Source organism: Aeromonas sp. ANP5 (assembly GCF_963870295.1).
Classification (GTDB): Bacteria; Pseudomonadota; Gammaproteobacteria; order Enterobacterales; family Aeromonadaceae; genus Aeromonas; species Aeromonas veronii.
The window spans coordinates 1-26,013 of sequence record NZ_CAWMRY010000029.1; the positions used below are offsets into that span (position 1 = coordinate 1).

A 26,013-nucleotide genomic window follows, 5' to 3' on the forward strand; every position below is an offset into this window, starting at 1 on the left:
GTATGTTACTGTAAAAGACTGCTTTATAGCTTTTTCTGAGATAATCGCGGGATATGAAATAAATGAGTAAAGATATTGTTTATCACTACACTAGCGCAGATGGTCTAAGAGGTATTCTGAACAGCAAAAGTGTTTGTTTAAGAATGACAGACTCTAGATTTTTAAACGATAAAGAAGAGATAACTCACGGTAGTCAGTTAGTAAAAAAACTTATCAATGAATACGATAACAACCCAGAGGCAACCTTACCAGGGATCCCATCTCATACGGAATTCATGAGTATGCTTCTCGGTTCTATTGCCGATAGAAGCTTCTACAGCACATCATTTTCATCCGAAACTGAACAGCTATCCCAGTGGCTATCATATTGCCCACAACAAGGTGGGTACGCTATAGGCTTTGATAAACAGCAACTTATAAATTACCTTCGAGGTGAAGGAAATGATATTCATTTCTCATCGGTGAATTATGTAAATGATCTAGATGACCTAATCAAACAAATAAATCAAATAAAGTACAGCTACACAATAAACATACATAATCGAATAACAAGAGATCTGTCGATGTACAATTTAGTACCTCAAATACAGCATGTTTTAGCCACATCGAAGCAATCATATTTTAAATCGGAGAATGAAGTCAGAGCATACCTTGTAAAATCCCCTGGGGATAAAAATGATAACTTAGAATTTTTCACTAAGGGCAGTGTATTAGTCCCATACAACCCACTAAATATCCCGAAAGAAATTGTCACACAAATCATTGTTGGCCCCATGCAACATCAAGAATTGGCAATGATCGCATTAAATGAATTTAAACGCGTTAATAATTATGATTTTTCAATTCTGAAATCAAATATTCCATTTAGATGTTTTTAGCTCTTTTTTAAAACAAGTTTCGCTGTAAACGGTTGACTAGCAATTTTCGTTGCTCTGCCACCACTGCATAGGTCTGCGGCACAGACAGTCCATGCTTACGGGCCAGTTGATCGATATTTCGCCCATTGAACTCATCCCAGATGGCCCTATCCCGCAGCGCGGCCTTGAGATGATCCCCTGTGGGGATGTAGTAGGCACGGCCACCCATATAGTGGGCCTGTACCAGCACCAACTTGCGGGCCTGAGCCTTGGCCTGTTCTTGTGCCATCCCCCCTCTGATCAACTCGCAGGCCAGCACATCGACCAACTCGCTCAGGGCTTTGGGCCATTTGGCCGTCAGCTCGGATGCAGGGATCTGATCGAGGCGATCGACCAGTTGCCCCAGCGAGACGTGATCATCGGCAAAGAGATCCTGATTCTGTTCCATGACTCCCCCGGCAAAACAGAAAAAGCGGTGTGCCGATTAGAACACAGGCCATTTTATGCGCACATTTATCGCTTTAAAGCCTCTCTCGGGTCTGACACTGTGACGGAATGAGCAATGTTTTCAATTTGTCATTGCACAAGGATGAGTTGGGTATACATTACGCTCCCATGTAATTTTGTGTCATATGGAAACCCCGATGAGTAAAGAAGCTATCTACAAAAACTTGGAATCTTTGGCACCTGTTGAAAAAGTATTAGGTGAGGTGGACAAAGCTTTAAACGACAAAGATCGAACTGATACTGACAGTGATGATATTAAAGAAGTTCTGGCTGCCGCTGGCGGTGTCGGCGCAGGGGCTGGCATTGGATTTGCGGGTCTTTACTTCGGTGGAGTAACTGGTCTCTCTGCTGCTGGCATTACCTCTGGTCTGGCTGCAGCAGGCGGGCTCGTGGGTGGCGGTATGGCTGCAGGTGTAGCTGTTCTGGCTGCACCTGCAGTGCTGCTGGGTGTTGGCGCTTACGCTTTCGTTTCACAACGTAACAAACGCAAACTGAAAGAAAAGAAAGAGATGTTGCTGCAAGAAGCGATGAAAAAGCAGAATGCCATCATCTCTGAACTGCGCAAATCCTCAGACGACAACAAAGCAAGAGCAGACTATCTGACCAAACTCAACACACTCCTGCAATCAATCATCATTGACCTTGAGGGTGATTTGAAGGTGGCAGCCTGATGAGCAATGACAAGGGTGATTACCTCACTGATGGATTGAGGGTTGCAGTTCATCACAAGCAAATGCTCGATCAACTGGGTTCCGAACATGATGAACAGCGTCATAGCCTTGATGCTGCGATCAACTCCAGTGAGGCCTTGCTCCGACGCTTGGGTAAGGCATTACCGGTAAAGGACTCCAGCACGTCAAACACTTTGCAGGTAATTACCCCTGTCAGGACAAAATCATGGGAAGAAATTCTTGCAGAGGCTAAACAAGCAATTCCTGGTGAGGTCGATTTTAATGATGTACTGACGCCAGCAGAAATTGATGCTGTATTGGCAAAACATCAGAAACTCGGTGAGCATCTAGGTTGGCTCGGCAGCCTTGATCGATACGATGTTGCACTGGCTGTTTCTGCGGGCATCCTCTCCGGGCTTATCGATATCTTTCTTGTCCAGGTACCCGCACATAAGGGATTTTTGGGTAGCCCTCCGTCGGAAGGGGGATGGTTATCCAACAAGGTCAAGGAGCTTTTTGGCGAAGTTCTGCCACCAGAAAAGATCAAAGAGCTTGAGGGGTTGTACAAAGTCTCTTTCGATCCCTCAACTAGCAAAGGTCTGGAAGAAGCGGTTGCTGGATTGGGCCCTCGCACCCATCGTTACCAATCATTGGGACATGACCCCATCCTAGGTTTCATTTTTGGGGTCAAAGATGTGTTGTGCGGTGAATTTACTGCCATTGATAAGTTTGGCAACGTGATTGTCCAACAAACTGCTGCGCCATTACTGGAGGGTGAGCATTTTATTATCAGGCTCCTGGAGGCCATCAGAAAAGTTGGCGGTCATCTGGCATCAGATGTAGCAACATCAGCAGGCCTGCCCGCCCCCCTGATGCCCCTTCTCTCTTTCTTTCAATTCGGAACGATAGGAAAGCAAGGCTACACCATCGCAGAAGTTGCAAGACAGATGTATCGCAGTGGATATGACCTGCGTCATTTCATTGCGGCATCAGTGCCATTGGCGATCAGTGAATTGATTGTTCGGCTTGGCTTTATGGTGAGAAAGCTCAATGCGGGAGCGACACTGGCCGAGGCATTTCCCAATGCAGCGCATCCACAACTTCGTCGCCAGCTGCTGATTGCACATGGGGTGGCCGGTGTGATCAATGCAGGCAAAGTGACAGTGACCAGCAACCCCTTATCTATTAGCTGGCCACTCGTTTTAACGCTGCTGCGCTATGGTATGCCAGAAATGATGTATTTGATTTATGGCCAAGAAAAAGAGAGAGCAAAGCTGGTTGAGACCGAGATAATGGCTGACTACAGAGCCATTCATCAGGAGCTGGATACACAGCTTAAGATGCTCCCTCACATCGTGATATAGGCTTGGTAAAATGCAGCCCCGCATCGCGGGGCTTTCTTCAAGGTAAATATATTATCTTGCAGACCACTTTTTCAGTGCCTCTAGCACTTTGACGGCCAGAGGCGCATCCAGCCAGCCCACCTCGGCCACCCCTACCCCACCGTTTAAACGGGCCGTCATCCGTTGAACCCAGCGGTTTAATGCGGTTTCCGAACCATCCCTGACGATGCCAAGGCGGGCCATCTCGCACCAGATGGCCCTGATCTTGGCAATTTCATTGACCCTGATGTGGCTACCGGCCGCAGGACTCAACCGTTTGTTGGCTGCATGGCGAGCAGGTTTGGGAATAAAGCCCGCCGCCTTGAAGGCAGTCAGCACCTGTTCCAGCTCCTGCTCGCTTAACAGGGCAGCGCTGCGCTTGCCGGTGTGGCTGGCCAACAGGTCGCGGTAACACTCGTCATCGAGCGCCAACGCACGGCGCCCCACCTGTACCAGCCGGATCAATCTGCTGCGCTTGTCCATCACCTATCCACTCCCGGTTCCGCCTTACTGTCATGATGCTGCCCGGCCACCCTCAGCTGTTGGTAGTGTTCATTGAGGCACCCCCGACACCAGCTGGAGAGCCGGGTGGCATCGCTCGCCACACCGAAAAACTCGGTATCCCATGGCCAGAACTCGCCACAACGGGGGCAGCGCTGCTCCAGCCCCAGTTCGGTGATGCAGGCCCGACCGCTTTGCAGGCGACGGGCCAGAATATGGGGGGCCAGCAGAGGGCTATAGATGGCCATGGCGATCCCCGGTTTCGTGTACCCCACCACAATCTCTGGCCGATTTGGCCTGCTGCAGTTCGGCCACCAGTTGCCAGCGCATCTGGCAGGCTTCTCCGGCCAGTGCGTGAAAGCCACGGGCGCGCGCCTCTTTATCAAACTGCTTGAGCTGTTTGCACACAGCCCGTTTGTCAGCCGCTACCAGTGCAATGGCTGCGCTGCTGAATATCTTGGTAAGTCGAATATCCATCTCTGTTTTGGTCATCGCCGTGCTCCTTGTATTAAGACGGTCAAGACCTGGGCCCAGATCATTTGGTTGCTCATCAGTACCCGGCCACCACACCGGGCAGACAGAGCGGCATCGCCGCCCTGTTTCGCATCGGGCCATTACTCGAACTGCAGTGGCATCACCCCTTGATACTCCTCTGCATTGAGGGGCGCGGGCCCCAGCCCCAACGCCCAGAGCAGGACGGCCTTGATGCCATCCTCATAGGTGTCGTCGGGGTAGCAGGTACCCTCGGTTTCGGTGATCTGCTCACAGAGCAGCAGTTGCTCTTCGGCTTTTTCCACGTTGATTTCCATCACGCCTCCTCCCTATACCTTGGCCAGATCCAGGCTCATCTGGATGTAACGCCCGTGAGCGTCACGCTCGTAGAGCCGCAGATATTGGCTGGTGCCAGTCACCTGGATGGCATCGACAGCGGCTTGCATGGCCAGCAGCCAATCCGGGTCATCGATATTGAGCTGACGAAGGGAGAGCACCTGGTTCACGTCGATATGACCGCTCTTGGATACCCGAAAGGCATGGTCTACCAGGGCACGGATCTCGCTGCTGGCGCCATCGCTCCAGCGTTCGATACACTGGTCGATCAACGCTTTGGCAGCCTGGATCCGTTCATCAAATTTGCGGTGCTCCCCCACTGCCCGAATGAGCTTGTAACGGCCATCAAAACTGAGCAGGGTCACGTTGCCCTTGGTGCCGCCCCACGCCACGCCGTACTGCTCGGCGGAGAGATCCACAAAGTCGGCGATCTGCTGCATGGCGCCAATCTTGAAGGCAGCCAGCTGTGCGCGTTGCTCGCGAGCTGCCGCGATAATGGCCAGCACCACTTCGTCGCGCAGCTTGTCTGCCGGGGCGATCAGGTTTTCCGGTACCCAGTGTCCCTGGGCGTTCTGGCGCATCGGGGTGGTACTGCTGGTTTGTGCTTCTTGCATGGGCTTCTCCTTAATGGATCTTGTTGCTGCCGGGCACCGGAGGGCACATCACGGCGCTGTACTGCTCTGCTGTCGCGCTCGCCAGCTCCTCCTGGTGGGTCGCGCTGCAGAATTCGAGAAACTTAGGTAACTGGCGCAGCACCACCCGCGCCAGCGCCTCGTCTTCTATCTCAAGCTGGATCTTGCTCATCTCATCCCCCTTGCCGGTTTCAGGATTCTTGACGCCAGTGGAGCAGGCACCCGCCAAAGCGCACCAAAGCGACTTCACGCACCACGCCCGCCAGACATTCACGGCTTAACACGGCGCGGGCCTGCATCTCTTTGGGCAATGGCCCGGTAACCGCCAGCAGCGGGGTATGGCAAACCCGACTGGTGCGAACGTCATATCCCTTGGCCGTCAGCCAGTAGCTGAGTTGCTCGGCGGTCTTTTGCAAATTGTTGTGCAGATACTTTTTCATCCCGTTCTCCTTGTGATCTCGTCACCGGGCCCACCGCGAAAGAGCCCCGCCAACCCTTATTTGCCTTCTTGCTTGTCGAGCAGCCGGTTGTATTTGATGGCCATGATTTTCAGCTCTTCGGCCAGCAATTCACTTAGAATGCGCAGGCTGCTGCTGGCATTGTCGCCATCGCTTTTGGCCTGTCGGCGCAATCTGGAGAGGGTTGCCTCGGCGTCATAGCGAGCCATTTTCTGCGACCCTTTGCCCTGCTCTACCGATAACCGCATCGGCCGACGCAGTTGCTGCGCCTCGGTCAGCTGGCTATGGGGGCAACCGCTACGGCATGCCTTCCAGAGCTTGATATCCATCGGACTGCTGCCCACTTCGCTGGGGCCACGGCGTTGGTGAGCGAGACACTGATGCGCCGGGATATCCCCCAGGATGGGGCACCTCACTTTGTTGCCCATCAAGGCCCCTTCCACCAGGGTCTGTACCCTTGCCATATCGCCGGGATACTTTTCGTTGCAGACCTGGCTGATGGTGGTGCGAGAGAGCCCGAGCTTCTCGGCCACCTGGGCCAGCGAACTGGCCGCCACTTCGGCCTGCAACACCTCAAGCCACGTTTCCATGTGTCTCCTCCTCCCGTTGGAACGGGTATAACTGCTGCTGGTTTTGATCCCAGCAACCATGGTCACGACACAGCGGGGCATAACGGCCTGTATCCCTGACCAGCTGATAGCGTCCTGTCAGGCCGTGTCTGGCGGGTACAGGTAGCAAACTGTCAACTTTGAACAGCACTTTGACGTAACCAGCTTTCACCAACCTATCGGTGTAAAACCAGGCTTGTTTCTGACCCGTCTCTGCCGTCAGCATCAGGTCTGTCAGGGTGAAGAAGCGGCTGATCTTCATGGTGTTCCACATTTTCTGTTGATTGGTTTTGCGCTTGTTCCGGCATTTTGGCCGCTTCTGGCCACTGCTTTTGCCAATCGGTGGCACGTATTGGGCGCTAACCACTTTGAAATAGGCCGGGCGGGATACCACGCCGTCCGGGTGTTTAATGAGGTGGCCAGCGGCCAACCAGTCACGCACGACCTTGTAGATATGTGCCTCCGACATTCCCGTCACGGCGATCACGTCCTTGATCAGAAAAGTCTCTTGCTGGCACATCCATTCCCAGGCTTGCAACGTCATTAGCGTTGCTTTTGTATCAACCACTGGAATCCCTCCCGTGCTTTGTTTTTATTGGCTGTAGCCTGACGGCTAGCGGCTGCGACGCACGTCATGGAGCAGCTCGCTGGCGTCAACGTCCTCCAGCCGGATAATCCGGGCATCGGAGGCCATAGCCATTTTTTCAATCTTGTCGAGGGCCGAGACGATGGTGCGCACCACGCCGTTGGAACGCTTGCGGATCAAATCCAGCAGTGCATCGTCGATCTCCACGTCCACCTCCAGCATTTCACTGGCAATCAGGGACACATCATCGAGATCGGCCGGTTTGAATTCGATCCACTGGGAGATGCGGTTAAACAGCTGCTTGCGCTGGCTGATCCGGCGGGCAATCTCTTCCATCCCGACCAGGATCAGGGGTTGTTCGGTGGCATCGTAGATATCGCGCAGGGTCTCCATGATGCGGGCATTGCCGACCACGTAATCGGCCTCGTCCACAAAGATGGCCAGCTCTTCGGCGCGCACGGATTCGATGATGCTATCGACCTGAGCACGCAGGTTGTGGCGCTGGGGAATGCCGATCTCTTTGGCAATCTGCTCCAGCAGGCTGGTCACTGTGTCGGCCTTGTAGCAGCGGACATAGATGCCGTTCACTTCGTCCTGGTTGAACAGCCACTCCACGGCGGTGGTCTTGCCAAAGCCGGAGGGGCCATGGATCAGGCCAATGCCCGGCACGATGCTGGAGCGGTTGAGCAAGTTGTCGAGCAGTTGCTCGGTCTTGATCATGTTTTTGACTTCAACGATCTTGTGTTTCATAGTGGGTTTGTCCTTTGTTTTTGGGCCTTTTCGGGCTACTCGCTAACCTTTTGCCTGGGTGCGGCGGGTAGCCCGAACTTCATCCAGATGGCGGTTAATGCGTTTTGCCATCAGCTTGTGGCTGTAGAGGTATCGGGTCAGCCACTCCTTCTCCCGCTCTGTCAGCGGGGTATCCAGCTCCCGCTCTGCCAGATAGATGGCTTGCTCATACTCGGTCTTGAGTGCTCTCGATTCCTGCCCTGCGGTGGCTTGCGCCCGCTGTGCTTTCGCTTCTCGTCTGGCTTCTATGGCGGCCAGTTCTGCCGCATTGAAACGGGCGGGTTCAGCGGGCGTTGAGACCCCGGTGAGCGCGGCCAATGCCGGGTTATCGAGGGTGAGATCGCGCCGACTGAACGCTTCAATACCCTTGGCCTGATCGACGAAGTGGCGCACCACATCCTGATGGAGCTGGTCGATGCCAAAGGTCTTGGCAAGGTTGCGCATCTCGCGGCGAAAGCTGGCCAACGCCTTGGCATCGGCTTTTTTGGCCGCCCGGAAGGCATCGGGGCTGATGCCATTGCCCAGCAGGTCGATGTTGATGGCCTCGATCCGCTCGTTCCAATCGCCGGTGCGGTACAAAATGGCGCGCCCCACATCGCACGGATCGAGAAAGACGCTGACCCGCTGGCTCTTCCAGTTGTGCTCCAGCAGTTCGGGGGCGCTGTATTTGAGGCCACCAGCCTTGATAAAGCCTTTGGAGACGGTCGCCTCACCGATATGGTTAAGCAGCAGATCCAGCGCAGCTTCATCGGGAATGGCGCGGCGCTGATAACGGGCCAGCTGGTACTTTTCATTGGGGCTGACCCCGAGGGCACTGTGCTTGCGGTTGTGGTAACGGGCATCGAGCCAGTTATCGAGCAGGGTTTGCAGCTCTGCGGCCGTCATGGCCAGCTCGTAGATCTCTTTTTGCGCATCCGGTTTGCGCTTCTCCTCCAGCCGCTGGGCAAAGCTCTTGCGCGCCTCGATCACCTGACGGTCTGCCACGCAGTGGCCGATATAGGAGGGCAACAGCTCGATCAGGCCATGGCTCAAGGTGCGGAAAAAGCGCTCGATATGGGGTTTTTCCCACCCCGAGTAGGCGTTGGAGCGGCTGACGTTCATACCAAGCAGAGTGCAGATGGACATGACCCGCTGGCTCACGTAATCAGAGCCGTTATCAGTGCGCATCACGCCGTTATCGTTGAGGGTGCCCCAGGCCAGCAGGGTCTTGCGCAGCAGCAGGCAGATCCCCTCGCTCGATGAGCTCTTGGCCACCAGCAGACGAACGCGACGGGTATACACGTCGATCACCGCGATGATGCTGTGACGGCCATCCACCAGCATCGCATCGACCGGGGTGCTATCGAACTCCCAGACGTCGTTGGGCTGGGCCATCCAGGGGTACATCTCCTCGATCGCGCTGCGGTATTTATTGTTGTAGGCATCCGGGTTGGTGGTGTAGGTAAACGCCACCTTGTTCTCTGCCAACCATTTCACCATCCAGCGACGCAAGGAGGATTGGCTGGGGATCTGCCATCCCAGCTGATTCATTTCGCTGTATTGGCTGGCCAGTTCGTGCAGCGCCCCCCACTTGTTGGCCAGATGGGGCTTGGTGGTGACCAGGGCGGTGAGAAACTGGGCCAGATCCGGGCTCTGCTCGACGGTTGATGGCCGCTCCCGCTGATAGTTGCCAGCCAGGGCTGCGGGGCCTTCATCTGCCAGCGCACTCTGCCAACGACGCAGGGTGATCAGACTGAATGGTTTTTGCCTTTCATAAACGCTGACAGGCAGGGCGAGAGTGCGACCACGGTATGCCTCGATAAAGGCACGGCGACCCACCTCCCCTTGCTGGCAGGCGTGATAGGGGGCCAGGAAGATATCGGCAGCCTGCAGGATGAGCAGTCTGGCATCGACCTTCTGGCGAGGCCCCTCCCCCAATGTCAGCAATTTGCGGCCTGCCTCCGGTTTGACCGGCACCTCACGCGCCAGCAACTTGGCCATGGCCTTGCCACCCGCTGCATGGTCGGTCACTGCATGGCCTTGTGCGGCCACCGCTTGTTCAGCCAGGTAACGACGGGTTTCAATCGGCAGTGAGCCAATGTGGTATTCGGCCCCTTTGCCTTTCTCGCGCTTGCGGCTTTGCCACTCTTCACGTTCGGCCTTTTTGCGCACACCATCGGGGTAAGCGGGCATGCCAACCAATCCGGCCAGTGCCTGGGCGGTGTACCAGGTGCTCATTGGTCACCTCCCAGCAGATCGATCCCCAACGATTCGGACAGCAGGGCCATGATGGCGCGGCTTTCCCGACGCTTGGGGCTAATCCCTCTGGCCGGAGCATAGTGTTTGATGCAACGCTGTACGGCTCGGGGGTGCAACCCTTTAGCACGGGCCCAAGCAGCTTGGGAATATCCGCATTTTATGAGCTCAGCCCTGATCCACTCTGGTGTTTTCCCTGACATACTCACCCCGTTTCGGTATCATCAAGTGTCGCAGTGCGTATCTTTGTCATTCATAAAAGAATGATTTTATGTCGCAACGCGTCACATATGAATGATTGATCACCCCAAAAAGATTGACAAGTCTTTTTGTGCGGAATTTTTTGTCTATCGACTCACCAGCATTAGCTACTAGCCGAGAATTCCTTGTATGTCAGAGCGTTATGAAGAAAAACCACAAGCAGCACAAAAAGACGGTGAGGTATCTTTTCTGACGGCGGGAATGGATACTTTGAGTGACCGTCTGGATGAGCTGCGCGGGAGCTTGAGCTACAAGGCATTTGCCGAACTGGTGGGGATGAGTGAGTCGGGGATGCGCAAATACTTCCCCCCGTTTAATTCACTGCCCACCATCGACAAGGCGCTGCGCATCGCGCGGACGTTCAATGTGAATCTCGAGTGGCTGGCCACCGGTCAGGGCCCAAAACACCCGGATGGAACGGCCGAGCAGATGGTGCAACGTGAGGTGTTTGATGAGGAGTACGCGCTGATCGATGGCTACCATGTCACCGTCAGTACCGGCCATGGTGCGTTTAATGATGATCATGAGGTTAAACGCAAGCTGGCCTTTCGCCGTAAGTGGCTCACGTTTCGCAAGTTAAACCCGGATAACCTGGTGGTGGTCTTCGCCAAAGGCGACAGCATGGAGCCCACCATCCACTCTGGTGACTCTATCCTGGTCGATATCAGCAAGAATCAGATCGAAGATGGATCCATCTTCGTGTTGCGCCTGGGGGAAGAGCTCTACGCCAAGCGCCTGCAGAAAAACTTCGATGGCGGGATCACCATCATCAGCGACAACCGCGATGATTACCCCCTGCAGGTCGTTCCAGCCAACCAGCTGGAGAACCTGGCCGTGATCGGCAAGGTAGTCTGGGCCGGGCACGATTTTTTTTAACTGGTGGTGCTACAGACAGTCGCTTAAACCCGGATTTAAACCACTCGCTGTCACACAAAAGAAAAAACAGGCGGCCAGCCTGTTTTTCATTTTCAGCGCATCCCAATCGGCTGAGCGAACCAACTTTTCATTTTGCGGTTAAACGGCTTGGTTTAACCGCATCACGCCACAAGCCCCGCCATTCCTGAGTTTGTCCCGCCATCTCCCACTTGTTTCCACCAGCTCCCGCTTTTTCATTCTTGGTGGTGGGTTACAAGATCGCCAGCAGCAGCGACAACCCCCCCGCCAGCAGATAGAGCAGGTTGCACTTGAGCGCGAGGCCAAGGTGATCAAGTTCTCCCTCCATCAGGCGAATACCCAGCGCAAAGAGCATCAGGGGCACCGAGATCTGGCCGAGCAGCGAGGCCGTGGTCACCACATATTCCGGCAACGTGATATGCAGGTTGGCCACCAGCAAACCGGCCAGCGCGGCCCACAGCACAGGGCTTCGCAGCCACAGCCAGCGGGAGGTATTGGCCGAGAGGATAAACATACCGACCGAGAAGTGCAGCAGATTGGAGAGCACAAAGAGGATCACGATGGCCCCCAGTTGCTGCTCGCCAAACGCCAGCACCATCAAGGGGATACCGAGATTGCCGGTATTTCGGAACATGGCGGGCAAGATCAGGGCTGCCCGCTCAATCTCTTTGAGTTTGAGCAGTGCGAGCAGCAGACCGGGCAACAGAATAACCAGCGCCCCCGCCGCAATCAGCGGCATATGCTCCGCCAGCGCCAGCGGGTACTTGACCAGCGCGGAGAAGACCAGCGCCGGGGTAAACAGCTCGATATTGGCCCGATTGACGTAACCGAGCGCGGCCCCCGGTCGCAATCGCCCGTAGAGGGCGCCGAGCCCGACCACACCGAACACCGGGATGACGATATTGAGCAAGGCGCTGAACATGGGCGGCGTCCGTTACAGTTCGCGGGCCGGTTTGCCCATCAGCACCACCGGATCCAGCGTCACTTCCAGCGCGCCGTTACTGACCCAGAGCTGACCATCGGAGATAGTGCAGGTGAGCTGCATGGTGCGCTCGACCATGGCGGTGAGCGGCAGAGTCTGGCTGTCGGAGAGTTCGATGATGCTGAGGTTGTCATGCTGGCTCAGCTTGCCCTGGTTCTGCTTCCACCAGACGCTGGTGCCACGACCGCCGTAGAGGTAGAGCACCACCTGACGGGCGCGGTTACAGGCCTTTTTCAGCCGTTTTTCATCGGGTTGGCCCAGCTCGATCCAGAGCTCTATTTCGTCCGAGTAGTTCTTGCACCAGAGCTCGGGTTCATCATCGGCGCTCAATCCCTTGGTGAATTCCAGTCGCTCGGCCGCGTGCCAGGCAAAGGCCGCCAGCCGGATCATCATCCGCTCATCGGTTTCGGAGGGGTGGCGCGCCAGCGTGAGGGAGAAGTCCTGATACAGATTGCGATCCATATCAGACAAACTGATCTGGGCCTTGAATACGGTTGCCTTGAGAGCCATAGAAAACCTTGAACCCCTGATAAGAGAAGGGTGAGTGGGAAATACGGGCGCCAGTGTAATCAAAATCGGCGGCAGGTTCGACCATCCTGACCAAAGATTTCCCCTTCCCTGCCGGGATAAGTGCTTTAAAAGACACAAAAAACAAATGCCAGTCCGAAGACTGGCATTTGGCGGCATGGAGAAGCGACTCACTTCTCGGCGGACTGTACCCCGAACGCATTCAGCAGCATGCAACAGGTCACTGCCACCGCCACGAATCCGCTCAGAAAGATAAAGGGCATGGCCCCGTATCCCAGTACTGTCCAGATGGTGTGTTCAAGAAGACTCATTGTTGTGTCCTTCATCCGGTGAAAGGTGTGTTCCTTCTGGCGGATATTGTCTCCGCTCTTGATGCCTCCATTTGACCTCAATCAGCGGTTGGGTCCTATGCCACCAAAGTGATAAATGCAGGGTTCATTTGCGCTGGATCAAGCTTTTGGCCAAATATCCATGCAGTTCAAGCAATTATCATCACCAATCTAGGATAGACACAAACACGGCAGAATAAAAAAACGCGCCGGATGGCGCGTTTCTTGGAAAGCACAGGCAAGGGATCAGTTGTCGCACAGATCGCTTGGCATGTCCTGACGCAGGCGGGTCCACAGCTTGCCGGACTCGATACCGTACTGACGCACCGTCATGAATACGGCTTCGTGGTTCTTGGTCTCCGCCAGATTGAGCAGGGTCTTGTAGTAGGCATCTGCGGTCTCGCGGGCCTGCTTGTCGGAGAAGTAGTAGCTGCCAACCCGGCTGTACAACCCTTTGAAACCGTTCAGAATCAAAGCGTAGATCGGATTGCCGGAAGCAAACGCCAGCTGGTGGTGCAGGCGATAATCGAACTCGGCATAAGCCTGTGCGTTGTTCTCGACCCCATCGGCGCCACGCAGGATCTCGGCGGCCTGTTCCGGATTGTGACGGATCGCCCCGCGGATAAAGATGGTGCAGATATGGGTACGGGCGGAGAGCAGCTGAGCTATCAGATCAGGTACCTTGTCCTGATCCAGACGGGCCAACGTCTCCAGAATATTGAGGCCGGAGGTTTCCCAGAAATTGTTCACCTTGGTCGGCTTGCCATGCTGTATGGTCAACCAGCCATCACGGGCCAGTCGCTGCAGCACTTCGCGCAAGGTAGTCCGCGTCACCCCGATCAACTCGGATAATTCACGCTCGGCGGGCAGAATAGATCCGGGAGGAAAGCGATTGTTCCAGATGGACTCGATGATGTATTCCTCGGCAAACCCAGCTGGGCTCTGCGCTTTTATAACCATGAATTGACTCTGTTGTAATGCGTAAAAAGGCTGACGAATGATATCAAAGCGATGATGGCTGGCAAGCATAAGGTCAGTCCTCTGCTCACATATGGCAAATATAGTGTTGGGAATATGTATCTAATCGCCACGAGGGAGCCAGCCAACCCCGACAAGGTGGTTATAAAACAGACAGATGGGCAGAGATCCATCGGCTATCATTTATAATCGTCACGCTTTTTGATTAAAATCACGAGGAATCAGACAGATAAAGGCCAACATCCGGAGGCACAGGTCGAATCATCCTTGACTGCATAGAAGCAGATCCTAACAACAAAGTTGAGACCCATTATCATGCCAATAAGCCTAGGGCAGGCATTCGCCAAGAACTTCTTGGGCAATGCACCACAGTGGTATAAAAGCGCCATCTTGCTATTTCTGGTGATCAATCCGATTGCCTTCCACCTTGATCCTTTCATTGCGGGCTGGTTACTGGTCGTTGAGTTTATCTTCACCCTGGCCATGGCCCTCAAGTGCTACCCCCTGCAACCGGGTGGTCTGCTCGCGATCGAAGCCGTGTTGATCGGCATGACCTCCGCCGATCAGGTCAAACACGAGCTGGTCGCCAATATCGAGGTGCTGCTGTTGCTGGTGTTCATGGTGGCAGGCATCTATTTCATGAAGCAGCTGCTGCTCTATGTCTTCACCAAGCTGCTGATCGGTGTACGCTCCAAGATCCTGCTCTCCCTCTCCTTCTGTCTGGTGTCCGCCTTCCTGTCAGCTTTTCTCGATGCCCTGACCGTGATTGCCGTTGTGATCAGCGTCGCCACCGGCTTTTACGCCATCTACCACAAGGTCTCGTCCGGCAAGGAGTTTGGTCACAGCCATGACCATACCAATGATAAGGAAGTCGCCGAGCTCAATCGCCAGGATCTCGACGATTTTCGCGCCTTCCTCCGCAGCCTGATGATGCATGCCGCCATCGGTACCGCGCTGGGTGGTGTCTGCACCCTGGTGGGCGAGCCGCAAAACCTCATCATCGGCGAGCAAGCCAGCTGGAACTTCGCCGAATTTGCCATTCGCATGTCACCCGTCACCGTCCCCGTCTTTATCTGCGGTCTGCTTACCTGTGTGCTGGTCGAGAAGATGGGATGGTTCGGTTATGGTGCCAAATTGCCGGAGTCGGTGCGCGCCATCATGGAGGAGTACAACCTGCATGAGAATGCCAAACGCACCCAGCAGGACAAGGCCAAGCTGATGGTACAGGCTCTGATCGCCATCTGGTTGATCGTCGGCCTGGCTCTGCATCTTGCAGCGGTAGGATTGATTGGCCTCTCGGTCATCGTGCTGGCAACCTCATTTACCGGTATTACCGAAGAGCATGCTCTGGGCAAGGCCTTTGAAGAGGCGCTGCCCTTTACCGCCCTGCTGGCTGTGTTTTTCAGCGTGGTCGCCGTCATCATCGATCAGCAGTTGTTCAAGCCGGTGATCCAGTGGGTTCTTTCGGCGGAACAAGAGCAACAATTAGCTCTTTTCTATGTAGCCAACGGTCTACTCTCCATGGTCAGTGACAACGTCTTTGTCGGGACCGTCTACATCAACGAAGTCAAGACTGCCCTGCTCAATGGCGCCATTGACCGCGCCCAGTTCGATCTGCTGGCGGTAGCCATCAACACAGGCACCAACCTGCCATCGGTCGCCACCCCCAATGGTCAGGCCGCCTTCCTGTTTATGCTCACCTCGGCATTGGCGCCGTTGCTGCGCCTCTCCTATGGCCGCATGGTCTGGATGGCGCTGCCCTACACGCTGGTGCTGGGGCTGATCGGCTTTTTCTCTGTCGAATTGCTGCTTGGTCCTGCCACCGAGTGGTTCTATCAGCACGGATGGCTGGTGATGGAGAGTGCGCTGCCAGCGGTACAGCCGGCGCTGCATTAATCCATTGAGATGGTTTCCGAGGGCCCTTTCAGGGCCCTTTTCTTTTCGGTTCCGCTCTGCTCTAATTCAGCCACTGTTTTTTCTGAGAGATCAATGAGATGATCGAGTTTCTCCGCAGTATTGCCGCCCATCGGCTGGCTTGGGGCTTGTTGGCAGCATCAGCCCTGTTCCTCGAGTTGTGTGCCCTCTTCTTCCAGCATGTGCTGGGCCTCTCCCCGTGCGTGATGTGTGTTTACGAACGGTTAGCGACCCTGGGGGTGCTGGCCGCTGGTCTGCTCGGCATGGTGGCGCCGGATAAGTGGTATGTTCGCTGGAGTGCCATGTTGCTGTGGGGCTACAGTGCCTTCCGTGGCTTCCAGCTGGCCCTCAAGCATGTGGACTATCAGGTTAACCCCTCCCCGTTCAACGTATGCAGCCCGTTTGCCGACTTCCCGAGCTGGGCTCCGCTCGATCAGTGGCTCCCCTGGCTCTTTATGCCGGAAGGGGATTGTGCCCAGATCACCTGGCAGTTCTTCGGTTACTCCATGCCCCAGTGGCTGGTTGTCATCTTCGCCGCTTACCTGTTGGTCTTCACCGTAGTGGCCATCGGCAATCTGGTGAAAGGGCGTTGCTGCAACTGAGTGTCATGCCCGCGTGGAGATAAAAAGGGGGAGCCATTGTGGCTCCCTCTTTCTCGTTCTGGCTGACCGTATTCTGGTTACGCCTTGGCTGTACTCATCTTGGCCTTGACCGCGCCAATTACCATGGGCAACAGGGAGATACCGATGATGCCGAAGATCAGCAGGGTAAAGTTATGACGCACCACCGGCAGATTGCCAAAGAAGTGGCCGGCATAGACGAAGGAGAGTACCCACAGCAGGCCGCCAACCAGGTTGAACGCCAGGAAGCGCGGATAGGTCATGGCCCCCATCCCTGCCACGAACGGCGCAAAGGTACGCACGATAGGCAGGAAGCGGGTGATGATGATGGTCTTGCCACCATGCTTGGCATAGAAGGCGTGGGTCTTCTCCAGATAATCCCGGCGGAAGATTTTGGAGTCCGGGTTGCGGAACAGCTGCTCGCCGAAGAAGTGACCAATGGTGTAGTTGACCACGTTGCCCAGCACGGCAGCGATGATCAGCACGGCCGCCAGGGTATGGACGTCCAGCACGCTGCCCACGGTGAGCGCACCGGCGGCAAACAGCAGGGAGTCACCCGGCAGGAACGGCGTCACTACCAACCCTGTTTCACAGAAGATGATCAGAAACAGGATGGCGTAAACCCAGACGCCATAGTTCTCAAACAGCTCTTTCAAATGCACGTCAACGTGCAGGATAAAGTCGATTGCAAAGAGGATCAGATCCATTTTTCCATACCCATAAAGTGAACGGCGTGGAGTCTACGCCAATGCCATCCGGGCGACAATCACCGGGCCTGCCTCTTTTTTCATCCCGCAGCGCCCACCTTCAAATGAAACCGTTTTTCCGATTCCTTCGAGGGTGGGAGCACAAAGAGTGATGTCGAGCGTGGTGTTGAAAAGGTGAACTAGGAGGCCTGTTCCAGATCGCTGCGCACTGCGGGGGGAAGACAAGGCTCCCAGCCCCATAGCAACACCAGCAGCAGGGTCACATCATCGAACCAACCCAGCAAGGGCACCACGTCAGGGATAAGATCCACCGGACTGATGCCATAGAGCAGGATAAGGATCACCAGTCCCCTCGCCCACCAGGGGGTACCGGGATGGCGAAAGCCCTGATAGAGACGACGAAGTCGTTGCCAAATCAGCCAGCGTTTACGGCTCATGATTCGATCAACTCGCTGCGCAACTGCTGGATCTGATCCCGTAGTGCCGCCGCCTGTTCGAACTCCAGATCCCGGGCATGTTGGAACATCTGCTCCTCCATCCGCTTGATCTCTTTGGCAATCTCGCTGGCAGAGCGGACATGGTATTCCCCTTGCGGCTCGGCCGCCTTGCGCATCCCCTTGCCAGGTTTGCCTGCCGTGCGGCTGCCTCCCATGTCCATCACATCGCCAATGGACTTGTTGAGCCCTTTGGGGGTGATGCCATGCTTGAGGTTATGGGCATGCTGCAAGGCGCGGCGCCGCTCGGTCTCCTCAATGGCGACCTTCATCGAGTTGGTGATGGTATCGCCGTAGAGAATGACCTTGCCGTTGAGGTTACGCGCCGCCCGGCCGATGGTCTGGATCAGCGAGCGAGTGGAGCGCAGGAAGCCCTCTTTATCTGCATCGAGAATTGCCACCAGCGACACTTCCGGCATGTCGAGACCTTCCCGCAGCAGGTTGATGCCCACCAGCACATCGAACTTGCCAAGGCGCAGATCGCGGATGATCTCCACCCGTTCGACCGTATCAATATCGGAGTGGAGGTAGCGCACCTTGACGTCGTGCTCCGCCAGATACTCGGTCAAGTCTTCCGCCATCCGCTTGGTCAGGGTCGTGACCAGCACCCGCTCCTCGACGGCGACCCGCTTGCGGATCTCGGAGAGGAGATCGTCCACCTGCGTGGTCACCGGACGTACCTCGATCTCCGGATCGAGCAGGCCGGTTGGGCGCACCACCTGCTGCACCACATCGCCGCCGGACTTCTCCAGCTCGTAGGGGCCGGGAGTCGCCGAAACAAACACCGTCTGCGGCATCAGCGCTTCAAATTCGTCGAACTTGAGCGGCCGGTTGTCCAGCGCCGAGGGGAGCCGGAAGCCGTACTCCACCAGGGTCTCCTTGCGGGAGCGGTCCCCTTTGAACATGGCGCCGATCTGCGGCACCGTAACGTGGGACTCATCGATGATGAGCAGGCCATCCCCCGGCAGGTAGTCAAACAGGGTGGGCGGCGGCTCCCCCGGCGCACGGCCGGAGAGGTAGCGGCTGTAGTTCTCGATTCCGGAGCAGTAACCCAGCTCCTGCATCATCTCCATGTCGAACTGGGTGCGCTGGCTGATGCGCTGCTCCTCCACCAACTTGTTGAGAGACAACAGCTGCTCGCGGCGACTGCGCAGCTCCTCCTTGATATGCTCGATAGCCCCCAGAATGGTCTCGCGCGGGGTGGCGTAGTGGGTCTTGGGGTAGATGGTGTAACGCACCACCGTCTGCTCGATGGCGCCGGTCAGCGGGTCGAACTGGGAGAGGCGCTCCACCTCCTCGTCAAACAGCTCCACCCGCAGGGCCAGCTTGTCCGATTCGGCAGGATAAATATCGATCACTTCACCGCGCACCCGGAAGGTGCCGCGTTGAAACGCCATGTCGTTACGGGTGTACTGCAGCTCGGCGAGGCGACGCAGGATATCCCGCTGGTTGATCACATCCCCCACTTTGAGATGCAGCATCATGCTCAGATAAGCTTGGGGATCCCCCAAACCATAGATGGCTGACACCGAAGCAACGATCACCACGTCGCGCCGCTCCAGCAGCGCCTTGGTGGCCGACAATCGCATCTGCTCAATGTGATCGTTGATCGAGGCATCCTTCTCTATAAAGGTGTCGGTGGTCGGCACATAGGCTTCGGGCTGGTAGTAGTCGTAGTAGGAGACGAAATACTCCACCGCGTTGTCGGGGAAGAACTCCTTCATCTCGCCATAGAGCTGGGCGGCCAGGGTCTTGTTGGGAGCCAGGATCATGGTCGGGCGGTTCAGGGTGGCGATAACGTTGGCCATGGTGAAGGTCTTGCCCGAACCGGTCACCCCGAGTAGGGTCTGATGGGCCAGCCCTGACTCGATGCCATCCAGCAGTTGGGCAATCGCCGTGGGCTGATCCCCGGCGGGTTGAAACTGGCTGGCTAACTTGAACAATTTGCTCATGAACACTCCCGACACAAAACAGCAGAGGAGCAGTGTAACCGAGGGTTTGGCAGCGGTACACCCGTGCCATCATACCGCGAATGGCTTGACCACCCAGGACACCTTCTGTATGATGCTCCTCCTTGCCTGATGTTCCCCCGTAGTTCAGTCGGTAGAACGGCGGACTGTTAATCCGTATGTCACTGGTTCAAGTCCAGTCGGGGGAGCCAATTCCTCACCATCTCGGTGCAAGTTATCCACTTTAGTGCCCTCTCCTGCCAATTTTAATGCACAAGACCCTTCTTGCTGCTGACGCTCCCTTTTGTTACCCGTTACGGCTCGACAGAGTTTTCTTCTGTCGCATCTAACTATTTGATTTTTATACAAACATTTTTCTTCCGGTATTTTTTGAACAGCCCTTGCATCCCAGTACTGGCGCGGCTTTCAGGGCGATGAACAAGTTTCATAAACAGGGTTATCCACAGATTCTGTGGGTAAGTGCAGCAAGCCCTGTCAGGACGCGGGATTGCCCTTGATGGCCCCCGGCAAAGAGTCATTTTGCTGGCCAACCTGATTTTATGCTGTTTTTTTGCTCCCTCCGGAACAGCGGGGTGACAGGCTCTATTGGCACTTTTCAGAGGCAGCTTTTTGCCAACCCATGCCCCGTGGGCAAATGGGCAAATATCAAGCTGATTTGCCCCTCAGCCAAGCATGGCGGCCATCGGTTGAATCTGCTGAAACTGATCCCTGCCAAGCAGCCGGACAGCAGAATCTAAAATATCGGCCTGCGCCAGAGCACTTCGGTCGCGGGCAGCAGATTTCACTAATTGACAACGACGGTTGCAGCAAAAATTGCCAGATTTCATCCGCTTGTCTCCCTATCACGCCGCCGGTTCCACAAATAGCGTCCGATAACGTCCGATTAATCGATCCCTTGCGCTTCTTTATTGGGGATAGATCCGGCACAATATCGACCCCACTTTTTTCCTCGGTTTTTCCGGGCATGACCATAGATTTCGTGACACTGCTACATCAAAGCGACTCCCTGCTGCTGTTCGTGGTATTGGCCTTCGGCCTGCTGCTTGGCAAGGTTCGAATTGGCAACTTTCAGATTGGCAACACCATAGGTGTGCTGTTTACCGCCCTGCTGTTCGGCCAGATGGGCTTCGAATTTGCAGCCACTACTGAAAACGTCGGCTTTATGCTGTTCATCTTCTGTGTGGGGATCGAGGCGGGCCCTCACTTCTTCAGCGTCTTCCTGCGCGACGGCATCCACTACATCACTCTCACCCTGGTGATCTTGCTGACCGCCCTGCTGCTGACGGTGGGGCTGGCAAAGTTCTTCAATCTGGGGCCGGGTATGGCGGCGGGGATCCTGGCGGGTTCCCTCACCTCGACCCCGGCGCTGGTAGGTGCCCAGGATGCCTTGCGCAGCGGTCTGCTCAACCTGCCCCATCAGACCGATATGCAGGCGGTGCTCGACAACATGGGCATCGGCTACGCCCTGACCTATCTGGTGGGTCTGGTGGGCCTGATGCTGGTGGTGCGCTATCTCCCCTCGCTGGCACGCCTCGACCTCAATACCGAGGCGCAAAAAATCGCCCGTGAGCGGGGTCTCTCCGACAGCGAGAGTCGCAAGACCTATCTGCCCATCATCCGCGCCTATCGGGTGGGCCCCGAACTGGCAGCCTGGATCGGTGGCCGTACCCTGCGGGAGACCGGCATCTATCCCCATACCGGCTGCTATGTAGAGCGGATCCGCCGCAACGGCATTCTGGCCAGTCCCGATGGCGATGCCGTTATTCAGGAAGGGGATGAGATCGCTCTGGTGGGCTATCCCGAGAGCCACGAGAAGCTGGACGTCAACTACCGCAACGGTAAAGAGGTGTTCGACCGCAACCTGCTCGACCTGCAGATCGTCACCGAAGAGATAGTGGTAAAGAATGACTCGGTGGTCGGCCGCCATCTGGTGGAGCTCAACCTCACCGAGAAAGGGTGCTTCCTCAACCGGGTGGTACGCTCCCAAATCGAGATGCCGTTCGATCGCAACATCATGTTGCAAAAGGGCGACGTGCTGCAGATCAGTGGCGAGAAACAGCGGGTCAAACTGCTGGCCAACAAGATCGGCTTTATCAGCATCCACAGCCAGACCACGGATCTGGTGGCCTTCACCACCTTCTTCGTACTCGGCCTGCTGATCGGCTCCGTTTCGCTGGTGTTCGGTCAGATCGAATTCGGTCTCGGCAACGCCGTCGGCCTGCTGCTGGCAGGCATTCTGATGGGTTACCTGCGGGCCAACCACCCGACGGTCGGCTATGTGCCGCCCGGCGCGCTCAGATTGGCCAAGGATCTCGGTCTGGCGGTCTTTATGGTGAGTACGGGTCTGAAAGCCGGTGGCGGCATCCTCGACCACCTCAGCGAGGTGGGTACGGTAGTGCTCTTCTCCGGCATGCTGGTGACCACCTTGCCGGTGCTGGTAGGCTATCTGTTCGGGGTCTGGGTGCTCAAGATGAACCCGGCGCTGCTGCTCGGTGCCATCACAGGTGCCCGTACCTGTGCCCCGGCGATGGATGTGGTCAACGAGGCAGCCAACAGCTCCATTCCGGCACTCGGCTATGCCGGTACCTATGCGGTGGCCAACGTGATGCTGACCCTTGCGGGCTCCTTTATCATCGGCTTCTGGTTCTAGCCAGCAGCTATCACATTACCGCTAACAAAGAAGGGAGCCTCAGGCTCCCTTCTTGCTATCTGCCTTTCTCCCAAGTGCGGAGCAGGCTCATTGGTGTGGCCCCCCCATCTGCGCTGAAATCTGCCACCAACCCACTCCCCCTATTCCACAGTGGTCGATGCTCTGCTCTGCTCTGCTCTGCTCTGCTCTGCTCTGCAATGAGTGATGGCAGATCCCGAAGACAAAAAAAGCGCCCTGAGGCGCTTTTTTCATATCAACCGGATGATCAAGCTTTGAACTTGCTGAACACCAGAGAGGCGTTGGTACCGCCAAAGCCGAAGCTGTTGGACATGACAGTGTTGAGTTCGGCCGCTTCGTACTCACGCACGATAGGCAGACCTTCGGCCTTCTCGTCCAGGGTCGCGATGTTGATGCTGGGGGCGATAAAGCCGTGTTCCATCATCAGCAGGGAGTAGACAGCCTCGTGCACGCCCGCAGCGCCCAGCGCATGACCGGTCATCGCCTTGGTGGCAGAGATCTTGGGACCGTTGGCGCCAAACAGCGTCTGGATAGCTTCCAGCTCTTTGGTATCACCGACCGGAGTGGAGGTGCCGTGGGTGTTGATGTAGTCAACCTTGCCTACACCCTGCATCGCCATCTTCATGCAACGCACCGCGCCTTCACCGCTCGGGGCGACCATGTCGTAGCCATCGGAGGTAGCACCGTAACCGGTCAGCTCGGCATAGATGTGAGCACCACGGGCCAGCGCATGTTCCAGCTCTTCGATCACCAGAATGCCGCCGCCACCGGAGATAACGAAACCGTCGCGGTTCGCATCATAGGTACGGGACGCTTTTTCCGGCGTGTCGTTGTACTTGGTGGAGAGGGCGCCCATGGCATCAAACTGGATGGTAGAGGACCAGTCCAGCTCTTCACCGCCACCGGCGAAGACCACATCCTGTTTGCCAAGCTGGATCAGCTCAAGCGCGTGACCGATGCAATGAGCAGAGGTGGCACAAGCTGAGCTGATGGAGTAGTTGACACCCTTGATCTGGAACGGGGTCGCGAGGCAAGCGGAAGTGGTGGAGGACATGGTGCGCGGCACCATGTAAGGGCCCACACGCTTGACCCCTTTCTCACGGGCGATGTCCACAGATTCCGAGGTGTTCTTGCCGGAGGCACCACCTGAACCGACCACCAGGCCGGTACGCTCGTTGGAGACCTGATCTTCCGCCAGACCGGCATCTTCAATGGCCTGCTGCATGGAGAGGTAGGCGTAGGCCGCAGCGTCGCCCATGAAACGCATGACTTTACGGTCGATCAGTTCAGACGGATCGAGTTTGATGTTACCCCAGACACGGCTGCGCAGGTTGTGCTGCTCGAACTGCTCGGAATAGGTGATGCCGGATTTACCTGCTTTCAGGGAGGCCAGCACTTCTTCCTTGTTGTTGCCGATACTGGAGATGACGCCGATACCGGTGATCACTGCTCTTCTCATTAATTCATCTCGTCTGGAAAAACTGGCGCCAAGTCTACCCGCTTTCGGCTGCCAAACTGGTCTGCTTTCACGTAGAATGCCCGCGATTTTGTGACGCGAGCCGAGGAAAACGTGAGTCAAACATCCTTACATCATGCCCGATTGGACTGGAATGAAGCGGGAACTCCTGTCTCCAGTGACTTCGGGGATGTGTACTTTTCCAATGATAACGGTCTAAGTGAAACCCGCTACGTCTTTTTGCAGCAAAACCGGCTACCTGCGCGATTTTCGCACCACGATAGTGACAGTTTCGTGATAGGTGAAACAGGTTTCGGCACAGGCCTTAACTTTCTGGCGACAATGCAAGCCTTCCTGGAACAGGCGCCCCAATCCGGTAACGGCTCCCGTCTGCACTTCATCAGTTTCGAGAAATACCCCCTGACCCAAGACGATCTGCGCAAGGCGCTGGCCGCCTGGCCTGAACTTGGCCACTTGAGTCAGGATCTTGTCGCCCAATGGCCGCTGCCGGTTTCCGGTTGCCACCGCCTGCATTTTGCGGGTGGCCGCATTCACCTCGATCTCTGGTTTGGCGACATCAAGGATATGCTGCCGCAGGTGCCTCACCGGGCAGAAGGTCTGGTGGACGCCTGGTATCTGGATGGTTTCTCCCCGGCCAAGAACCCGGAGATGTGGACACAGGATCTGTTTGATGGTCTCGCTCGCCTCGCCCGTCCCGATTGCTCCATTGCCACCTTTACCTGTGCCGGTTTTGTCCGTCGCGGCCTGATTGCCGCCGGTTTTGCCATGAAGAAGGTGAAGGGCCACGGTAGCAAGCGGGAGATGCTGGTGGGGGATCGCACCGACAAGCAACCGCAGCAGACCATCGCCCCCTGGTATGCCCGTCCTGCCGGACGCGCTGGCGAGGTAGTGATCATCGGCGGCGGCATCGCCTCGGCCATGACGGCGCTTTCTCTGGTGGAGCGGGGTCGCAAGGTGACGTTGCTGTGTGCAGATGGCGAACCGGCCACCGGTGCCTCCGGCAACCGCCAGGGCGCGCTCTATCCCCTGCTCAACGGCGAGCACGATGCCCTGTCACGCTTCTATTCGCTCGCCTTTGGCTATGCCCGCCAACGGCTGCTGGCGTTGGCCGAACGCCATCCTATCGCTTTCGAATTATGTGGAGTGACCCAGCTCGGCTATGACGACAAATCGGCAGCCAAGCTGGCGAAAATGAGCCAGGGCCCCTTCCCACCCGAGCTGATGCATCCCCTCTCTACAGCAGAGGTAGAGCAGGTGGTTGGCCTGCCCTGCGGCCACAGCGGCGTCAGTTACACGCTGGGGGGCTGGCTCTGCCCTGCGGATCTCACCCGAACCGCCCTGAAAGAGGCGCAAGCCAGCGGCCTGCTTGAGGTGGTGTTCAACACCGAGGTGGTTGCCATTGCCGAGCAGACAGATGCTTGGCACATAGAGAGCCAGGACGGCCGCCACTGGCAGGCCCCCAATCTGGTGGTCGCTGCCGGTCACCAGTTGCCAGCACTGCTCCCCTTCGCCGAGCTGCCGCTCTATCCGGTGCGCGGTCAGGTGAGCCATGTGCAGACCACGGCCAGCTTGAGTCAGCTCAACACAGTGCTCTGCTACGATGGCTACCTCACGCCCATGCACAACGATCAACATTGTATTGGTGCCAGTTATGGCCGCAACCAGAGCAGCCTTGAGTTTCGTGCCGAGGAGCAAACCCAGAATCAGGTGAGGTTGCAAGCCTGCCTGCCGGAACAAACCTGGCCCGCCGAGGTGGATGTGAGCGGCAACGAGGCGCGCGTGGGGGTGCGTTGCGCCAGTCGGGATCACCTGCCGGTGGTAGGGCCAGTGGCCAGATTGCAAGGTCTGGCGGATCACTATGCGCAGCTGCAGCATGATCAACACAACGCCCAGCCGCTCCCCCTTCACCCCGGCCTCTATATGCTGGGGGCGCTCGGTTCGCGGGGCCTCTGCTCGGCGCCGCTCTGTGGCGAGCTGCTCGCCAGCGAGATCTGCGGCGATCCCCTACCGCTGGCCGCCGATCTGCTGGAAGCGCTCCACCCAGCCCGTTACTGGGTGCGCAAACTGCTCAAAGGCAAGGCGCTGGTCTGAACCGGACTCTGCAAGCAAATAGAATGGCCGCCCATCGGGCGGCCAT

The 26,013-nt window shown here is 56.4% G+C and carries 28 protein-coding genes, 1 tRNA gene, 1 other RNA gene and 1 pseudogene; 9 read left to right on the plus strand and 22 right to left on the minus strand.

Annotated features, from left to right (window positions below; all coding sequences use genetic code 11):
* Positions 1–62 precede the first annotated feature (62 nt).
* Positions 63–878, plus strand: a complete 816-nt coding sequence (locus AACT07_RS15780; protein WP_083249989.1) for a DUF2971 domain-containing protein — start codon at positions 63–65, stop codon at positions 876–878.
* A 7-nt stretch (positions 879–885) separates the two neighbouring features.
* On the opposite strand, the gene AACT07_RS15785 is transcribed toward AACT07_RS15780, so the two are convergent.
* Positions 886–1,305 (minus strand): Mor transcription activator family protein, encoded by a 420-nt coding sequence (locus tag AACT07_RS15785; protein WP_069528790.1) that lies wholly within the window; start codon positions 1,303–1,305, stop codon positions 886–888.
* 196 nt (positions 1,306–1,501) lie between these two features.
* Here AACT07_RS15785 and AACT07_RS15790 point away from each other — a divergent pair, with 196 nt between their 5' ends.
* Together AACT07_RS15790 and AACT07_RS15795 are read left to right on the plus strand one after the other, a co-directional pair.
* Complete coding sequence (locus AACT07_RS15790; protein ID WP_069528791.1) at positions 1,502–2,035, plus strand: hypothetical protein; 534 nt, start codon at positions 1,502–1,504, stop codon at positions 2,033–2,035.
* Positions 2,035–3,399, plus strand: a complete 1,365-nt coding sequence (locus AACT07_RS15795; protein WP_069528792.1) for a hypothetical protein — start codon at positions 2,035–2,037, stop codon at positions 3,397–3,399. Before AACT07_RS15790 ends, AACT07_RS15795 begins: the two co-directional genes overlap by 1 nt.
* 51 nt (positions 3,400–3,450) lie before the next feature.
* Here the strand turns inward: AACT07_RS15795 and AACT07_RS15800 are convergent, their stop codons facing one another.
* From AACT07_RS15800 to AACT07_RS15855, 12 genes are all read right to left on the minus strand, one after another.
* A complete protein-coding gene (locus tag AACT07_RS15800; RefSeq protein ID WP_069528793.1) occupies positions 3,451–3,900 on the minus strand; it encodes a gp16 family protein in 450 nt (149 codons plus the stop codon).
* Entirely contained in the window at positions 3,900–4,166 is a 267-nt protein-coding gene (locus AACT07_RS15805; RefSeq protein ID WP_069528797.1) for a hypothetical protein, read from the minus strand. Before AACT07_RS15805 ends, AACT07_RS15800 begins: the two co-directional genes overlap by 1 nt.
* Positions 4,153–4,410, minus strand: a complete 258-nt coding sequence (locus AACT07_RS15810; RefSeq protein WP_069528798.1) for a hypothetical protein — start codon at positions 4,408–4,410, stop codon at positions 4,153–4,155. The genes AACT07_RS15805 and AACT07_RS15810 overlap by 14 nt, the downstream gene beginning before the upstream one ends.
* 45 nt (positions 4,411–4,455) lie before the next feature.
* Positions 4,456–4,525, minus strand: an RNA gene (locus AACT07_RS15815) — hammerhead ribozyme type II.
* 7 nt (positions 4,526–4,532) lie between these two features.
* Positions 4,533–4,727, minus strand: a complete 195-nt coding sequence (locus AACT07_RS15820; RefSeq protein WP_069528800.1) for a hypothetical protein — start codon at positions 4,725–4,727, stop codon at positions 4,533–4,535.
* Between the two features lie 12 nt (positions 4,728–4,739).
* Positions 4,740–5,360 carry a DUF3164 family protein gene (locus AACT07_RS15825; RefSeq protein WP_041217407.1) on the minus strand — a complete coding sequence of 207 codons (621 nt, stop codon included), beginning with the start codon at positions 5,358–5,360 and terminating at the stop codon, positions 4,740–4,742.
* A 10-nt stretch (positions 5,361–5,370) separates the two neighbouring features.
* Positions 5,371–5,550: a hypothetical protein gene (locus AACT07_RS15830; RefSeq protein ID WP_029300298.1), complete on the minus strand. Its 180-nt coding sequence runs from the start codon at positions 5,548–5,550 to the stop codon at positions 5,371–5,373.
* Between the two features lie 19 nt (positions 5,551–5,569).
* Positions 5,570–5,818: a hypothetical protein gene (locus AACT07_RS15835; RefSeq protein WP_069528802.1), complete on the minus strand. Its 249-nt coding sequence runs from the start codon at positions 5,816–5,818 to the stop codon at positions 5,570–5,572.
* 56 nt (positions 5,819–5,874) lie between these two features.
* Positions 5,875–6,426 carry a transcriptional regulator gene (locus AACT07_RS15840; protein WP_005345956.1) on the minus strand — a complete coding sequence of 184 codons (552 nt, stop codon included), beginning with the start codon at positions 6,424–6,426 and terminating at the stop codon, positions 5,875–5,877.
* Positions 6,410–6,988: a hypothetical protein gene (locus AACT07_RS15845; RefSeq protein WP_049790200.1), complete on the minus strand. Its 579-nt coding sequence runs from the start codon at positions 6,986–6,988 to the stop codon at positions 6,410–6,412. The genes AACT07_RS15840 and AACT07_RS15845 overlap by 17 nt, the downstream gene beginning before the upstream one ends.
* A 69-nt stretch (positions 6,989–7,057) precedes the next feature.
* Positions 7,058–7,780, minus strand: coding sequence for an AAA family ATPase (locus AACT07_RS15850; protein ID WP_029300291.1), 723 nt, complete (start codon positions 7,778–7,780; stop codon positions 7,058–7,060).
* 42 nt (positions 7,781–7,822) lie between these two features.
* Positions 7,823–10,036, minus strand: coding sequence for a DNA-binding protein (locus AACT07_RS15855; protein ID WP_069528807.1), 2,214 nt, complete (start codon positions 10,034–10,036; stop codon positions 7,823–7,825).
* Positions 10,037–10,444: 408 nt separating this feature from the next.
* Here AACT07_RS15855 and AACT07_RS15860 point away from each other — a divergent pair, with 408 nt between their 5' ends.
* Entirely contained in the window at positions 10,445–11,191 is a 747-nt protein-coding gene (locus AACT07_RS15860; RefSeq protein ID WP_083249990.1) for a LexA family transcriptional regulator, read from the plus strand.
* Positions 11,192–11,447: 256 nt separating this feature from the next.
* On the opposite strand, the pseudogene AACT07_RS15865 reads toward AACT07_RS15860, so the two are convergent.
* From AACT07_RS15865 to fadR, 4 genes and pseudogenes are all read right to left on the minus strand, one after another.
* Positions 11,448–12,131 (minus strand): annotated as a pseudogene (locus AACT07_RS15865) (AEC family transporter); the annotation flags it as partial.
* Positions 12,132–12,143: 12 nt separating this feature from the next.
* Positions 12,144–12,701, minus strand: a complete 558-nt coding sequence (locus tag AACT07_RS15870; RefSeq protein ID WP_005336887.1) for a YaeQ family protein — start codon at positions 12,699–12,701, stop codon at positions 12,144–12,146.
* A 188-nt stretch (positions 12,702–12,889) separates the two neighbouring features.
* Entirely contained in the window at positions 12,890–13,030 is a 141-nt protein-coding gene (locus AACT07_RS15875) for a TIGR02808 family protein (protein ID WP_005345965.1), read from the minus strand.
* 264 nt (positions 13,031–13,294) lie between these two features.
* Positions 13,295–14,008, minus strand: coding sequence for a fatty acid metabolism transcriptional regulator FadR (gene fadR / locus AACT07_RS15880; RefSeq protein ID WP_026034983.1), 714 nt, complete (start codon positions 14,006–14,008; stop codon positions 13,295–13,297).
* Positions 14,009–14,341: 333 nt separating this feature from the next.
* Here fadR and nhaB point away from each other — a divergent pair, with 333 nt between their 5' ends.
* Together nhaB and dsbB are read left to right on the plus strand one after the other, a co-directional pair.
* On the plus strand, positions 14,342–15,922 hold the full coding sequence (gene nhaB, locus AACT07_RS15885; RefSeq protein ID WP_069528811.1) for a Na(+)/H(+) antiporter NhaB: 1,581 nt from the start codon (positions 14,342–14,344) through the stop codon (positions 15,920–15,922).
* 98 nt (positions 15,923–16,020) lie between these two features.
* Positions 16,021–16,542: a disulfide bond formation protein DsbB gene (gene dsbB, locus AACT07_RS15890; RefSeq protein ID WP_069528812.1), complete on the plus strand. Its 522-nt coding sequence runs from the start codon at positions 16,021–16,023 to the stop codon at positions 16,540–16,542.
* 77 nt (positions 16,543–16,619) lie between these two features.
* Here dsbB and AACT07_RS15895 read toward each other — a convergent pair whose 3' ends face one another.
* The 3 genes from AACT07_RS15895 to uvrB form a co-directional block, all read right to left on the minus strand.
* Positions 16,620–17,267, minus strand: coding sequence for a DedA family protein (locus AACT07_RS15895; RefSeq protein WP_041202713.1), 648 nt, complete (start codon positions 17,265–17,267; stop codon positions 16,620–16,622).
* Positions 17,268–17,446: 179 nt separating this feature from the next.
* On the minus strand, positions 17,447–17,704 hold the full coding sequence (locus AACT07_RS15900; protein ID WP_069528814.1) for a YkvA family protein: 258 nt from the start codon (positions 17,702–17,704) through the stop codon (positions 17,447–17,449).
* The gene (gene uvrB, locus AACT07_RS15905; RefSeq protein WP_005336898.1) at positions 17,701–19,713 is read right to left on the minus strand and encodes an excinuclease ABC subunit UvrB; all 2,013 of its coding nucleotides are present in this window, start codon (positions 19,711–19,713) and stop codon (positions 17,701–17,703) included. Before uvrB ends, AACT07_RS15900 begins: the two co-directional genes overlap by 4 nt.
* Before the next feature lie 133 nt (positions 19,714–19,846).
* Here uvrB and AACT07_RS15910 point away from each other — a divergent pair.
* Positions 19,847–19,922: transfer RNA gene (locus AACT07_RS15910), tRNA-Asn, on the plus strand.
* Between the two features lie 471 nt (positions 19,923–20,393).
* On the opposite strand, the gene AACT07_RS15915 is transcribed toward AACT07_RS15910, so the two are convergent.
* Positions 20,394–20,558: a hypothetical protein gene (locus tag AACT07_RS15915; RefSeq protein ID WP_171902775.1), complete on the minus strand. Its 165-nt coding sequence runs from the start codon at positions 20,556–20,558 to the stop codon at positions 20,394–20,396.
* A gap of 137 nt (positions 20,559–20,695) precedes the next feature.
* Here AACT07_RS15915 and AACT07_RS15920 point away from each other — a divergent pair, with 137 nt between their 5' ends.
* Positions 20,696–22,381 (plus strand): aspartate:alanine antiporter, encoded by a 1,686-nt coding sequence (locus tag AACT07_RS15920; RefSeq protein ID WP_005336899.1) that lies wholly within the window; start codon positions 20,696–20,698, stop codon positions 22,379–22,381.
* A 265-nt stretch (positions 22,382–22,646) separates the two neighbouring features.
* On the opposite strand, the gene fabB is transcribed toward AACT07_RS15920, so the two are convergent.
* A complete protein-coding gene (fabB, locus tag AACT07_RS15925) occupies positions 22,647–23,858 on the minus strand; it encodes a beta-ketoacyl-ACP synthase I (protein WP_069528818.1) in 1,212 nt (403 codons plus the stop codon).
* 90 nt (positions 23,859–23,948) lie between these two features.
* On the opposite strand from fabB, the gene mnmC reads away from it, so the two are divergent.
* Positions 23,949–25,967, plus strand: coding sequence for a bifunctional tRNA (5-methylaminomethyl-2-thiouridine)(34)-methyltransferase MnmD/FAD-dependent 5-carboxymethylaminomethyl-2-thiouridine(34) oxidoreductase MnmC (gene mnmC / locus AACT07_RS15930; RefSeq protein WP_171902776.1), 2,019 nt, complete (start codon positions 23,949–23,951; stop codon positions 25,965–25,967).
* The last annotated feature ends 46 nt before the right edge of the window (positions 25,968–26,013 follow it).